This window comes from Pseudarthrobacter sp. R1 (assembly GCF_024494415.1).
Classification (GTDB): domain Bacteria; phylum Actinomycetota; class Actinomycetes; order Actinomycetales; family Micrococcaceae; genus Arthrobacter.
Window position 1 is genome coordinate 390142 of record NZ_JAMKFI010000005.1, and the last position, 13983, is coordinate 404124.

The following is a 13983-nucleotide window of genomic DNA, read 5'->3' on the forward strand; positions in this document are numbered from 1 at the left end:
TCCGTTATGACTGGAGTAGGGAGTGGCTCCGAATGGCTTGCCCGCTACTCCACCTCGCTCATGGGGGTATTCGGCACGCCGCAGCGCGTCCTGGTCCGCGGCGCCGGCTGCCTGGTCTGGGACGCCGACGGCAAGGAGTACCTGGACCTGCTCGGCGGCATCGCCGTCAACGCGCTGGGCCATGCCAACCCGTTCGTCACGTCGGTCATCTCAAGCCAGTTGGCCACCCTCGGCCACGTCTCCAACTTCTTCACCAGCCCCACACAGATTGCGCTGGCCGAAAAGCTCCTTGAGCTCACCAGTGCGCCGGCCGGTTCCAAGGTGTTTTTCACCAACTCCGGAACCGAGGCCAACGAGGCTGCCTTCAAGCTGGCCCGCCGCAATTCCGGTGGCAGCGGGACGAAGCGGACTAAAATCATCGCCCTCGAAGGCGCCTTCCACGGCCGCACCATGGGCGCGCTGGCCCTGACCGCAAAGGAAGCCTACCGGGCGCCGTTCGAGCCGCTGCCCGGCGGTGTGGTGCACATCCCGTTCGGCGATGTCGAGGCGCTTAAGGACGCTGTTGACGAAACTGTGTCTGCAGTCTTCCTGGAGCCGATCCAGGGCGAAGCGGGCGTTCGTCCCCTGCCGCCCGGCTATCTTCGGGCAGCGCGGGAGCTGACCGCCCGGGTGGGCGCCCTGCTGATCCTGGACGAGGTGCAGACCGGGATCGGCCGGACCGGGAAGTGGCTTGCCAGCGAGGACGCCGGAATCATGCCCGATGCGGTCACGCTCGCCAAGGGCCTGGGCGGCGGTTTCCCCATTGGTGCCCTGGTCACCTTCGGTGCGGGGACGTCGTCGTTGTTGGCTGCGGGCCAGCACGGCACCACGTTCGGCGGCAACCCAGTGGCGACGGCGGCCGCCCTCGCCACACTGCACGCGATCGATAGCCAGGACGTCCTGGCCAACGTGGCAAAGGTCGGGGAACACCTGCGCTCCGCACTGGCCGCCCTCCCGGGCATCACCGAGGTCCGGGGCGAAGGCCTGCTGATCGGTTTCGACCTGGACGCGGACGTTGCCCCGGCAGTGGTGCAGGCCGGCCTTGACGCCGGCTACATCGTCAACAGCCCCGGCCCCCGCACCATCCGCCTGGCGCCGCCGCTGGTCCTCACCATCGCCCAGGCGGACTCTTTCCTGGCCGCCTTCCCGGCCATCCTCCAGACAGCTAAGGACGCCCAGTGACTTCTGCAGTTCACACCAGCGCAGCCCCTGAGAAAAACGCCACCCGGCATTTCCTCAAGGACACCGACCTCAGCCCGGCCGAACAGGCAGAGGTCCTGGAGCTCGCCGCGCGTATGAAGGCCGCGCCCTACAGCGTGCAGCCCTACGCTGCAGAGGGCAACAGCCGCAAGACCGTCGCCGTGATTTTCGACAAGACGTCCACCCGGACCCGGGTCTCGTTCGCCACCGGCATCGCGGACATGGGCGGCAACGCCCTCATCATCAACCCGGGTGAAGCCCAGATCGGCCATAAGGAGTCCGTGGAGGACACCGCCAAGGTCCTGGAGCGGATGGTGTCCACCATCGTGTGGCGGACCGGGCCGCATGCCGGCCTGGTGGCGATGGCCGAAAACTCCAGTGTCCCCGTGATCAACGCCCTGTGCGACGACTACCACCCGTGCCAGCTGCTCGCGGACCTGCTGGCCATAAAGGAGCATAAGGGCGACCTCAAGGGCCTCACCATGAGCTACCTGGGCGACGCCGCCAACAACATGGCCAACTCCTACCTGCTGGCCGGGGTTACCGCCGGCATGCACGTCCGCATTGCCGGCCCCGAAGGCTACCTCCCCGCTGCAGACATCGTGGCCGAAGCCGAACAGCGCGCCGCGGAGACCGGCGGCTCGGTGCTGGTCACCACGGATGCCGCGGCAGCCCTGAAGGGCGCCGACGTCGTCGCTACGGACACGTGGGTGTCCATGGGCCAGGAAGCGGAAAAGGAAGCGCGGCTGCAGTTGTTCCGGGAGTACTCCGTGGACGAGGCGGCCATGGCACAGGCTGCGGAAGGCGCCGTCGTGCTTCACTGCCTGCCCGCCTACCGCGGCTACGAGATCTCCGCAGGCGTCATCGATGGGCCGCAGTCCATCGTCTGGGACGAGGCCGAAAACCGGCTGCACGCCCAGAAGGCCCTGATGGCCTGGCTGATGCACCGCTCCGGCCTGGCATTCGTGGACGGTCTTTCCCCCGTTGAAGGCACCGGGGAGAGCACGTTCTAGTGTCCGCCCAACCGTCGTCGCCGGGCTCCAGCCCGGCCACCAAAACCGCCCGCCAGGCGCGGATCACCGCCATCCTGACGGGGGAGTCCGTGCGTTCCCAGGCGGAGCTGGCGGCACTGCTGGCGGACGACGGCGTGCAGGTCACCCAGGCGACGCTGTCCCGGGACCTCGTTGAACTCGGCGCGGTCCGGGTCCGCGGCAAGGAGGGCGTGCTGGTGTACGCCGTCCCGGGCGAGGGCGGGGAGCGGGCGGCCAAGAGTGGGGTGAGCCAGGAAATCCTGGACGCCCGGCTTGCGCGGCTCTGCAGCGAACTCCTGGTCACCGCGGAGGCCTCGGCCAACATCGCCGTGCTCCGCACCCCGCCGGGCGCCGCCAACTTCCTGGCACTGGCGATCGACCACTCAGTGATGCCGTCCATCCTGGGGACCATCGCCGGGGACGACACCGTACTGCTCGTCTCCCGCGACCCGCAGGGCGGCCAGGACCTCGCCGCCCGGTTCCTGCAGCTGGCTGAAGAAGCCGGGCAATAAGCTTGAAGACAACATCTACAAACCCCAATTACAAGGAGCATCTGAAGTGACTGAACGTATCGTGCTGGCCTACTCCGGCGGCCTGGACACCTCAGTAGCCATCGGCTGGATCGGTGAAGCCACCGGCGCCGAGGTCATCGCCGTGGCGGTCGACGTTGGACAGGGCGGCGAGTCCCTGGAAACCATCCGCCAGCGTGCCCTGGGCTGCGGCGCCGTCGAAGCCTACGTGGCCGACGCCTCCGACGAGTTCGCCAACGAGTACTGCATGCCCACGCTGAAGGCCAACGGCCTGTACCAGGGCCACTACCCGCTGGTTTCCGCCATCTCCCGCCCCGTCATCGTCAAGCACCTGGTCAAGGCGGCCCGCGAATTCGGCGCCACCACCGTTGCGCACGGCTGCACCGGCAAGGGCAACGACCAGGTCCGCTTCGAAGTGGGCATCCAGACCCTCGGCCCGGACCTGAAGTGCATCGCCCCGGTCCGCGACCTCGCCCTCACCCGCGACAAGGCCATCGCCTTCGCCGAGGAAAAGGGCCTGCCGATCGAGACCACCAAGAAGAACCCGTACTCCATCGACCAGAACGTCTGGGGCCGCGCGGTGGAAACCGGCTACCTCGAGGACATCTGGAACGCCCCCACCAAGGACATCTACGACTACACCGCCACGCCGGAGTTCCCGCCGGCACCGGACGAGGTCACCATCTCCTTCGAGGCCGGCGTGCCGGTAGCAATCGACGGCGTGAAGGTCACCCCGCTGCAGGCCATCAAGGAACTCAACCGCCGTGCTGGCGCCCAAGGTGTGGGCCGCATCGACGTCGTCGAGGACCGCCTCGTGGGCATCAAGTCCCGCGAAATTTACGAAGCCCCGGGTGCCATGGCGCTGATCACGGCCCACAAGCACCTGGAGGACATCACCGTTGAGCGCGAGCAGGCCCGCTTTAAGGCCACCGTTGGCCAGCGCTGGTCCGAACTGGTCTACGACGGCCAGTGGTTCTCCCCGCTGAAGCGCTCCCTGGACGCCTTCATCGAGGACACCCAGAAGTACGTCTCCGGCGACATCCGCATGACCCTCCACGGCGGCCAGGCCATCGTCAACGGCCGCCGCTCCGACACGTCGCTCTACGACTTCAACCTGGCCACCTACGACACCGGCGACACCTTCGACCAGTCCATGGCCAAGGGCTTCATCGAGCTGTGGGGCATGTCCGCCAAGGTTGCCTCCGGCCGCGACATCCGCGTCGCAGGAAAGTAGCCCCTGTGGCTGACCCTGTCGAAACCCAAAAAGCTGAGGCTACCAACACCGGCGCATTGTGGGGCGGCCGGTTCGCCGGCGGCCCCGCCGATGCCCTGGCCGCGCTGAGCAAGTCCACGCACTTCGACTGGCGGCTCGCACGCTATGACATCGCCGGTTCCATGGCGCACGCGCGTGTGCTGCACAAGGCCGGCCTGCTGGACGACGCCGAGCTGGAAGGCATGCTGTCAGCCCTCACCCGGCTGGACGAGGACGTTGCTTCCGGCGCCTATGTGCCGGCCGAATCCGACGAGGACGTGCACGGCTCGCTCGAGCGCGGCCTGATCGAGCGTGCCGGACCGCAGCTGGGCGGCAAGCTCCGCGCCGGCCGCTCCCGCAACGACCAGGTGGCCACGCTGGGGCGGATGTTCCTGCGCGACCACGCCCGGATCATCGCCCGCGGCGTCCTGGCCACCGTGGACGCGCTTGTGGAGCAGGCCAAGGCCCACCACGGCGTGGCCATGCCGGGACGGACGCACCTTCAGCACGCCCAGCCCGTGCTGCTCAGCCACCATCTCCTGGCCCACGCCTGGGCGCTGCTGCGCGATGTGCAGCGGCTCCAGGACTGGGACAAGCGCGCCGGCGTCTCCCCGTACGGGTCCGGCGCCCTTGCAGGGTCATCGCTGGGGCTGGACCCGGAAGCAGTGGCGGCCGATCTCGGGTTCTTCTCCGCATCGCACAACTCGATTGACGGCACCGCTTCCCGAGACGTCTTCGCCGAGTTCGCCTGGGTGTGCTCGATGATCGGCGTGGACCTCTCGCGGGTGTCCGAGGAGGTCATCCTCTGGGCCACCAAGGAATTCTCCTTCGTCACACTGCACGATTCCTACTCCACCGGATCGTCCATCATGCCGCAGAAGAAGAACCCGGACGTGGCGGAACTTGCCCGCGGCAAGGCAGGGCGCCTGATCGGCAACCTGACCGGGCTGCTGGCGACGCTCAAGGGCCTGCCGCTGGCGTACAACCGCGACCTCCAGGAGGACAAGGAGCCGGTGTTTGATGCCGCCGACACCCTGGAACTGCTGCTCCCGGCCGTCTCCGGCATGATCGCCACCCTGAAGTTCAACACTGAACGGATGGAATCGCTGGCGCCGCAGGGCTTCGCGCTGGCCACGGACGTTGCCGAATGGCTGGTCCGGCAGGGCGTTCCGTTCCGTGAGGCGCACGAACTCTCCGGTGCGGCCGTCAAGCAGGCGGAATCCCGCGGCGTAGAGCTGTGGGACCTGACGGACGAGGAATACGCAGCCATCTCCGGCCACCTCACGCCGGAGGTCCGCACGGTCCTGTCCACAGAGGGCTCCCTCAACAGCCGCAACTCCCAGGGCGGTACGGCCCCGGCCGCCGTCGAACGCCAGCTGGTGGCGCTGGAAGCCGAGCTTGCCGGCGTGCGGGAGTACGCAGCCTGAAACGCTCTCTCACTTAACGCGGCTTTTTGGCCAACGCTCTTTCACTTTCTTCGGGAAAGTGAGAGAGCGTTGCCGGTTTTCACGCGTTAAGTGAGAGAGCGTCCGGTGTTGACGCCGCGGACTGGCGCTACCATGGCGCCATGAGTGACTCGTTCCGCAAGCAACTCCGCGCGCTGCCCGACTTCCCGGCCGTCCTGCCCGGATTTGACCCGGCCAGTGCCCCGGCAGACCCCGGGGAACTCTTCCGGCAGTGGCTGGACGAGGCCCTGGCCGCGGGGGAACGCCAGCCACACGCCTGCAGCCTTGCCACCGTGGACGGCAGCGGCCAGCCGTCGTCGAGGATGCTGATCCTGAAGAACATCGACGACGACGGCTGGCACTTCGCCACGTCCCGCACCTCACGCAAGGGAACGGAGCTCAGCGCCAACCCCCACGCCGCCCTCAACTTCTACTGGCCCTCGCTGGGACGGCAGGTCAGGGTTGCGGGACCCGTGCTTGAGATGTCGGCTGAGGCATCGGCGCGGGATTGGGCGGAGCGGCCACGGGCGGACGGCAGCAGCAACCCGAACTGGCAGCTCTACGCAGTCCAGCCCGCTGAGTATGAATTCTGGCAGGCCAGCAACGACGGCGAGCACGTCCGGCACCGCCTCGGGCCCGACGGCCTTCCCCGGCGCTAGGATGGGCGCCATGACAGCTCCCGCACCCGAAGTCCTGCTCGCCGGGCTCCACAAAGCCGCTGATGACCTTGCCACCGATATCGCCAAGCTCAGTGACGAGGACGTGAAGGCTCCGTCTGCCCTGCCCGGCTGGACGCGGGGCCACGTGCTGGCCCACCTGACCGGCATCTCCAACGCCATGGCCAGGCAGCTCGAGTACGCGGCGCGCGGCGAAACCATTGAGCTGTACGACGGCGGCATGGACGGCCGGAACAAGGCCATCGACATGGCTGCCGGCCACGATGCCGCCACCCACCTCGCAGACCTGACCGCTGCCCTCCAACGCGCTATCACAACGTTTGATGCGCTGCCCGGCATCAAGGATTCGTCCGCCCACCGCACGGGCTGGTACGCACCCATCACGTACCGCGGGGGAGTTGTCCTGGACGGCGGCCTGGCGCTCTGGCGCGAACTCGTCATCCACACCTCCGACCTGCTCACGGGCAGGGGCCCGGAAACCTGGAGCCGCCAGTTCTGCGAGCACCTCTTCGACTTCCTCGCAGCCCGCGTCCAGCCCGACGACAAACTGGTGCTGCAGCCACTGGGCCTTCCGCCCGTGAGCATCGGCAGCGGCACCAGGTCCACCGTGATCAGCGGGATGATCACGGATATTGCGGCGTGGCTGGCAGGGCGCGAACCCACGCTGGGCAGCCTGAGGGCATCGGCGGCGGCCGACGGCGTGGACCTGCCGGCCTTGCTGCCGTGGCCCGCCGGAACCCCAACCTCCAAATAGCCGCTACGATTGTGGTTGCGCTATCAGTTTTGGCCCCTAAAACCCCGGTTTGGGAACCAAGACTGATAGCGCAAGGGGAACTGGGGGCGGCGGCGATAGGACCGATCAGGCGGCTTCGCGGGCCAGCAGGCTCTCCTTGATGACAAGCCCCCAGCGGAATCCGCCCAGGGAACCGTCGGTCCTGATGACCCGGTGGCAGGGAACAAACAGGGCCGCTGCGTTGAAGGCGCAGGCGCTGGCAGCCGCCCTGACAGCTTTGGGATTCCCGGCCAACCCGGCGTACTCGGTGTATGTCACGGGGGATCCCGGCCGGACCAGGCGCAGCACGTCCCAGGCGTGGACACGGAACGGCCCGGACATTTGCCGAACGGGAACCTGCATTGCCGGTGCCGGATCCCCGGCGTAAAAGGCTTCGACGGCGGCGGAGATCTCCCCGAGGTCGCTGACCAGTTCCAGGGTGGCGGGCCGCAGCGTCGGATGGATCTGCCCGGTCAGGTCGCCGGGCTTTTCGGTCCAGCCGCTGGAAAGTACCACCCCGTCCTGGGCAAGGATGGTAAACGGGCCGTCCGGAGTGGACATCTGAAGCAACTGGGCCTTCATCGGATCGCTTTCTCTGGTGTTCTGCTGCCTGCTGCGGGAGCGTCCGTCCTTGGGGCGAGACGTACGCCGGCGGCGGGATGGGCTGCTGCACGCCACAGGTGCATGGTGGCGTAGGAGCGCCAGGGGCTGACTTCGCGGAAATCCGGGCTGGAAGTCCAGGCCCCTCCGGAGCCACCTCCGAGGTAATCCTGACGCTGCTCCAAGGCTTTTATCCCGTTCCGCACCGCCGAGTCATTGCCAAGGAAGACGTCCGGCGCGCCGAGGACACGCATAGCGAGGTAGCCAACCGTCCAGGGTCCCACACCGGCAAGGGGCAGCAGCTTCGCCCCCAAGCTTGCCACGTCGTCGCCATAGCCAAAGTCGAGGGTGCCATCCGCCAGGGCGGAAGCTGCGGCGCGAAGGGCCTCAATGCGTTTCCGGGGGCCCCGCAGGAGTGCGCAGCCGTCGGCGGCGATTTCGGCCGGGGTGGGAAACATCCGGTCCAGGCCCTCGCCCGGGCTTCGGCTTGAGCTTCCGACGGCGGCGAGCTGGGTCAGGGCGGTCCGCGCGGCAGCCACGGTGATCTGCTGGCCCACCATGGCCCTGATCAGCATTTCCGCCGGGTCCAGCGCTCCGGGCATCCTGATGCCGGGAGTGCGGGCCACTGCAGCAGCCAGTCTCGGGTCTTCCGCCAGGGCGCCGTCGATCGCCACCGGATCCGCATCCAGGTCGAACAGCCGCCGGACGCGGCTCAGCAGGGCCGGAAGGTCCCGAAGGTCCACCGCACCGATGGTGAGGGTCAGCGGCCGTCCGGGGGTGCCGGCGTCGTACTCGACCCTGAAGCGCGCGTCGCCCTGGGGAAGCCGCAGTGTTCGGGCGTACGAGGTTTGGGTTCCGGACTCGATCCCCGGGAGGGCACGGACCGCCAGGAAAGTGAAGACGCCGGGGTCGAAGGGCTCGCGGTAGGGGAGGCTGAGGGTGAGGGCGGTAGAGCCGGCGGGGGACTTCGGATGCCTGGCGGCGCGGAGCGCGCTGGGGGTCAGGTCGAAGACCTCCACCATGGTCTCGTTGAACTGGCGGACGCTGCTGAAGCCTGCCGCGAAGGCCACGTCGGCGAGCTTCATGGAGGTGGATACCAGCAGCGTGCGTGCCGTCTGGGCGCGGCCGGCCCGGGCGAGCGACAGGGGACCCGCGCCCAGTTCCTGGCTGAGGATCCTGTTCAGCTGGCGGGAGGAATAGCCAAGGCGGGCGGCCAGGCCGTCTACGCCGTCCCTGTTCACCACACCGTCATTGATCAGGCGCATGGCACGCCCCGCGATGTCTTGCCGCACGTTCCAGGCAGGCGTTCCCGGCACAGCCTCAGGCAGGCAGCGTTTACAGGCCCGGTAGCCGGCGTCGTGGGCCGCTGCTGAGGTCTCGTAAAAGGTGACGTTCGCAGCCTTGGGAGTCCTGGCCGGGCACGACGGACGGCAATAGATGCCCGTGGTCCGGACAGCAGTGTAGAACTGCCCGTCGAACCGGGTGTCCCGGGCGTCTATTGCCCGGTAGCGCTGCCAGAAATCCATTCCTCCATCCTGCCAGCAGTGGAGGAGGCGGGCTAGCGGAAATCGGACATCGCCGTTGGCGCCTTTTTGGCGTTGCGTCAGGTATTGCTGCCGGTTTTGGATAGAGTCTGGCCATGAGCAGAAGTCCCTCGCAGGCCCGGGAACCGCTGCGGGAATTCCTCTCGGGCGATGCCCGCACCCTGGCACCGATGCTGCTGGGGGCTATCCTGACCCATGATTCGAGGGAGGGCCGGGTGTCCGTCAGGCTCACCGAAGTGGAGGCCTACCTGGGGCCCGAGGATTCCCTGCACCCCGATCCAGGCTCGCACACATACCGCGGCCCCACTCCACGGAACGCCCCGATGTTCGGCCCCGCCGGGCACCTGTACGTTTACTTCACCTATGGCATGCATCACTGCACGAACATCGTGTGCGGCCCTGCCGGTGTGGCTTCCGCTTTGCTGCTGCGCGCGGGGGAGATCGTGGAGGGCCTGGAGCTTGCACAGCACCGCCGGTCCACATCGAAAAACCCGGCCGACCTGGCAAGCGGCCCGGCCCGGCTGGCCAAAGCCCTGGGCCTGACAACCGCGTACAGCGGCCGCGACGCATTGGCGCCCCCTTTTGCGCTGTCGCTCCCCGATAGGCCGGTTACGGAGGTCAGTTCCGGTCCGCGGGTGGGGGTTTTCGGCGTTGGCGGATCCGAGCAATACGCCTGGCGTTTCTGGATCACGGGGGACCCTACTGTCTCCAAGTACAAGGCGGCCAAGCCGAGGCCGGCATCGTTTCGCCAGCGTTAACGGAAATGGTTGTAGAATGGACGGTCTGTCTTTTGCGATAGGGGAACGTTAAATGCTCGACGCCGATTTGGCCCACGAACGGGACTATGTTGCCGGCCTGTATGCCCGGCTGGAGGAGCTCCGCGAGGAAAAGCGCAGGCAGCTTGCGCAGGTCCGCAGGGCAGGGGCTGTGGGCACCATGCAGAACGTTTCCGAGCGCGACGCTTTCGCGGCTCTGTACGAGGACCGCCTGGCGCAGCTGGATGCCGTGGATGACCGGCTGGTCTTCGGCCGCCTGGACCTGGACTCCGGGGAAGCGCAGTACATCGGACGCATCGGCCTCACCACTGAGGACCTGCAGCGGCTGATGGTTGACTGGCGCGCGCCCGAAGCCGGGCACTTCTACCAGGCCACGGCCTTCGACCGGCAGGGCGTCCGCCGCCGCCGCCACCTGATCCTGCAGGGCAGGGAGGTCAAGGCCATCGAGGACGATGTCCTGGACGCGGACATGCTGGCGGACAACGAATCGCTGCAGGGCGAGGGCGCCCTGCTGGCCGCCCTGAACTCCCGGCGCACGGGCCGGATGTCGGACATCGTCAGCACCATCCAGTCCGAACAGGACCGCATCATCCGGTCCTCCATCTCGGGCGCCGTGGTGGTGCAGGGCGGGCCGGGCACCGGCAAGACGGCCGTGGCACTGCACCGGGCAGCATACCTGCTGTACACCCACCGGGACCGGCTTAAGTCCGCGGGCGTCCTGCTGGTGGGCCCGTCGTCGTCCTTTATGAAGTACATCGAAAGGGTGCTGCCCTCCCTGGGGGAGACCGGCGTTGTGATGGCCAGCGTGGGCCGGCTGATGCCCGGCATTAACGCCGTGCCGGAACCCGACGCCGACGTTGCCGCCATCAAAGGCCGCCTGGACATGGCTGCCGTGGTGGCCAACGCCGTGGCCAACCGGCAACGGATTCCCGCTGAAAACCGCATCCTGGAAGTGGACGGCCGCAAGCTCGTGCTGACGCCGCGCCAGGTCCGCCGTGCCCGCGAACGCGCCCGCTCCACCGGCAAGCCGCACAACGAGGCACGGGTGACCTTCGTCAAGATCCTGCTGCGCGAACTCACCGAACAGATGACCGAGCTGGTGGAAGCCGGGAACATCGGCAACAACGCAGACCGCTCCTACCTGGCGGAGGATGTCCGTACCGCCCGTGATGTGCGGATCGCCCTCAACCTCTGCTGGATGCCCATGACGCCCGAAAAGCTGATCTCGGAGCTGTTTAGCAAGCCGGCGGTGCTTGAATTCTGCACCCCCCACCTGTCAGCGGCTGAGCGGGCACTGCTGCAGCGTCCCGCCGACGCCCCCTGGACCGAGTCCGATGTGCCCCTGCTGGACGAAGCTGCCGAACTGCTCGGTGAGCTGGACCCGGCAGCCGGGCGCGGCCTCGCGCAGCAGGAGCACGACAGGGCCCGCGACCTTGCCAACGCCAAGCAGACCCTGGTGAACATGGAGGCTGCCGGTGTGGATCCGCTGATGTCCGCGGAGGAGCTGGCCGAGCAGAACCAGGAACAGGAAGCGCGGCTGACCGCTGCCGAGCGTGCCACCAGCGACCGCACCTGGGCCTTTGGCCACATTGTGGTGGACGAGGCGCAGGAGCTCTCGCCTATGCAGTGGCGCCTGCTGGTCCGCCGTTGCCCCCTGAAGTCCTTCACGATTGTTGGTGACATCGCGCAGACGAGCTCGGTGGCCGGTGCCAATTCATGGCAGGGCGCGCTTGCTCCGATGTTCGGCGACCGCTGGCAGCTGGAGGAGCTGACAGTCAATTACCGCACGCCGTCACAGATCGCAGAAGCAGCTGTGCGGATGGCCAACGCGGCCGGACTCGTAGTCTCCGCACCCAAGGCCGTGCGGGAGGGGCGCTGGTCGCCCGTCATCGACGAGGTGGACCCGGGACAGGTGGTCAGCCGCCTGGTGGAAGTTCTGCCGGAGGAATTGGAAGCGCTCGACGGCGGCCTGCTGGCCGTTATCGCGGATGGCCCCCTGTTGCCGGAGGCCGCCGCCGCCCTGCGCGCCGAGTACGGCCGCCGCATTGGCAACGGTGCCGGCAGCTATGAGCAGGACATCGTGGTCATCAGCCCGCGCGAGGCCAAGGGCCTGGAGTTCGACGGCGTGGTGGTGCTGGAGCCCGCCACCATGCTGAACCATGAGCACGGCAAGGTGGGGGATCTGTACGTTGCCATGACGCGCGCCACCCAGCGCCTGCGCCTCATTGCTTCGGATCCCGTGCCGGCAGGCATCAAGCGCTGAGCTTCCTCGATTGGTGCCGGCCCGTTCAGGGGCCGGCGCCGGTTCCGTCCACCCGGCGCCGGTGCGGGGTAATACTGCTAACTTAGAAGGCGTGTCAGAACTCAACAGCCTCGAATCGCAGCAGAACGACCCCACTTTTGCCAATATCTGGCAGGAACTGAAGTGGCGTGGACTGGTCCACGTCTCCACGGACGAAGCAGAGCTGGAAAAGCTCCTCGCCGGCGGGCCGGTCACGTACTATTGCGGCTTCGATCCCACCGCGCCGAGCCTGCACCTGGGCAACCTGGTCCAGCTGCTCGTGATGCGGCGGCTGCAGCTTGCCGGTCACAAGCCCCTCGGACTGGTGGGTGGTTCCACCGGCATGATCGGTGACCCCCGCCCCACAGCCGAGCGCACCTTGAACACCAAGGACACCGTTGCGGAATGGGTGGGATACCTTCAGGCCCAGGTCCGCCGGTTCCTCAGCTTTGAGGGCGACAATAAGGCGCAGATGGTCAACAACCTTGATTGGACTGCACCCTTGAGTGCCATCGACTTCCTGCGCGAGGTGGGCAAGCACTTCCGTGTTGGCACCATGCTGCGCAAGGACGCTGTGGCTTCCCGGCTGAACTCGGACGAGGGCATCAGCTACACGGAGTTCAGCTACCAGATCCTGCAGGGCATGGACTACCTCCAGCTGTACCGTGATTACGGCTGCATGCTCCAGACCGGCGGTTCGGACCAGTGGGGCAACCTCACCAGTGGAACGGAACTGATCCGCAAGGTCGAGGGCAAGAGCGTCCACGCGCTGGGTACGCCCTTGATCACCAACTCCGATGGCACCAAGTTCGGGAAGAGTGAGGGCAACGCCATCTGGCTCGACGCCGGCATGTGCAGCCCGTACGCCTTCTACCAGTTCTGGCTCAACACGGCGGACGCTGATGTGGTGGACCGTTTGAAGGTGTTTACTTTCCTGACGCGGGCCGAGATCGAGGAGATTGCCACGGTTGTTGCCGAGCGTCCGTTTGCCCGCGAGGGCCAGCGGAAGCTTGCCTTCGAAGTGACGTCCCTCGTTCATGGGGTGGAGGCTACCGAGAAAGTCATTGCTGCCTCAGCTGCCCTTTTTGGGAACGGTGACCTGGCGGCGCTGGACAAGCCGACGCTGCAGGCGGCAACATCCGAACTTCCTTCCGCCACGGTGCAGGTGGATGCCATGGGAATTGTTGACCTGCTGGTTGCCTCCGGACTTTCGGAAAGTAAGTCAGCCGCCCGGCGCACGGTGGGCGAAGGCGGGGCATACGTCAACAACGAGAAGGTATCTGATCCCGAAGCGGTGATCCCGGAATCGGAGTTGTTGCACGGGCAGTACCTGCTCCTGCGCCGCGGAAAGAAGAACCTCGCCACGGTGGAAGTACTGGTTCCGTAGCCCATCGCGGGACACTTTGCACGCTCTTCCGCAGCCGATTTGCACGGCCGCGGGGGAGCGTGTAATGTCTTTTGAGTCGCCGCCGCTGAAGCGGAAAAATAGCGACCGACCCCCAACAAAAAGTGAAGCAACTTCACTGTGTGCGAAAGCGCCGGCCTGAAGAAATGCTTCACTTTATGATGGTCGGATTCATTCCACCGAGTGAATTCCGGGAAAACAACCGGATTTGCAAAGTGAAAATGAATGAAATAACATTGAAACATCGCAGCGAAGAAATACGAAATAGAAATTCACTGAGTGAATTGTTTCGGGAATATTCGAATGTGTCTGTTGTTTGAGAACTCAATAGTGTGCCAAGTTTGTTGATACCGATTTGTTTTTATGGATTGGTTGAATTTGCCGGGCTGCCCGCCCCTGTGGGTGGTCTGGTTTTTACAGCTGGTTTCAAA

12 protein-coding genes are annotated in these 13983 nt (G+C 66.5%); 10 read left to right on the forward strand and 2 right to left on the reverse strand.

What is annotated here, in order from left to right; all coding sequences use genetic code 11:
* The first annotated feature begins 6 nt into the window (after positions 1–6).
* The 7 genes from M8J71_RS06040 (at position 7) to M8J71_RS06070 (ending at position 6928) form a co-directional block, all read left to right on the forward strand.
* Positions 7–1221, forward strand: coding sequence for an acetylornithine transaminase (locus M8J71_RS06040; RefSeq protein WP_256247074.1), 1215 nt, complete (start codon positions 7–9; stop codon positions 1219–1221).
* Positions 1218–2252 (forward strand): ornithine carbamoyltransferase, encoded by a 1035-nt coding sequence (gene argF, locus M8J71_RS06045; RefSeq protein WP_256247042.1) that lies wholly within the window; start codon positions 1218–1220, stop codon positions 2250–2252. The genes M8J71_RS06040 and argF overlap by 4 nt, the downstream gene beginning before the upstream one ends.
* Complete coding sequence (locus M8J71_RS06050) at positions 2252–2782, forward strand: arginine repressor (RefSeq protein WP_256247043.1); 531 nt, start codon at positions 2252–2254, stop codon at positions 2780–2782. Before argF ends, M8J71_RS06050 begins: the two co-directional genes overlap by 1 nt.
* A gap of 46 nt (positions 2783–2828) precedes the next feature.
* Positions 2829–4034 (forward strand): argininosuccinate synthase, encoded by a 1206-nt coding sequence (locus tag M8J71_RS06055; RefSeq protein WP_163164604.1) that lies wholly within the window; start codon positions 2829–2831, stop codon positions 4032–4034.
* A gap of 5 nt (positions 4035–4039) precedes the next feature.
* Positions 4040–5479, forward strand: coding sequence for an argininosuccinate lyase (argH, locus tag M8J71_RS06060; RefSeq protein ID WP_256247044.1), 1440 nt, complete (start codon positions 4040–4042; stop codon positions 5477–5479).
* A gap of 140 nt (positions 5480–5619) precedes the next feature.
* Positions 5620–6156: a pyridoxine/pyridoxamine 5'-phosphate oxidase gene (locus M8J71_RS06065; protein WP_256247045.1), complete on the forward strand. Its 537-nt coding sequence runs from the start codon at positions 5620–5622 to the stop codon at positions 6154–6156.
* A 10-nt stretch (positions 6157–6166) separates the two neighbouring features.
* Positions 6167–6928, forward strand: coding sequence for a maleylpyruvate isomerase family mycothiol-dependent enzyme (locus M8J71_RS06070; protein WP_256247046.1), 762 nt, complete (start codon positions 6167–6169; stop codon positions 6926–6928).
* 105 nt (positions 6929–7033) lie between these two features.
* Here M8J71_RS06070 and M8J71_RS06075 read toward each other — a convergent pair whose 3' ends face one another.
* Positions 7034–7528 (reverse strand): methylated-DNA--[protein]-cysteine S-methyltransferase, encoded by a 495-nt coding sequence (locus M8J71_RS06075; RefSeq protein ID WP_256247047.1) that lies wholly within the window; start codon positions 7526–7528, stop codon positions 7034–7036.
* On the reverse strand, positions 7525–9072 hold the full coding sequence (locus M8J71_RS06080) for a DNA-3-methyladenine glycosylase 2 family protein (RefSeq protein ID WP_256247048.1): 1548 nt from the start codon (positions 9070–9072) through the stop codon (positions 7525–7527). The genes M8J71_RS06075 and M8J71_RS06080 overlap by 4 nt, the downstream gene beginning before the upstream one ends.
* Positions 9073–9185: 113 nt before the next feature.
* Here M8J71_RS06080 and M8J71_RS06085 point away from each other — a divergent pair, with 113 nt between their 5' ends.
* From M8J71_RS06085 to tyrS, 3 genes are all read left to right on the forward strand, one after another.
* Positions 9186–9848: a DNA-3-methyladenine glycosylase gene (locus M8J71_RS06085; protein WP_256247049.1), complete on the forward strand. Its 663-nt coding sequence runs from the start codon at positions 9186–9188 to the stop codon at positions 9846–9848.
* Positions 9849–9900: 52 nt separating this feature from the next.
* Positions 9901–12129, forward strand: a complete 2229-nt coding sequence (locus M8J71_RS06090; protein ID WP_256247050.1) for a HelD family protein — start codon at positions 9901–9903, stop codon at positions 12127–12129.
* A gap of 91 nt (positions 12130–12220) precedes the next feature.
* Complete coding sequence (gene tyrS / locus M8J71_RS06095; RefSeq protein WP_256247051.1) at positions 12221–13534, forward strand: tyrosine--tRNA ligase; 1314 nt, start codon at positions 12221–12223, stop codon at positions 13532–13534.
* Positions 13535–13983 lie beyond the last annotated feature (449 nt).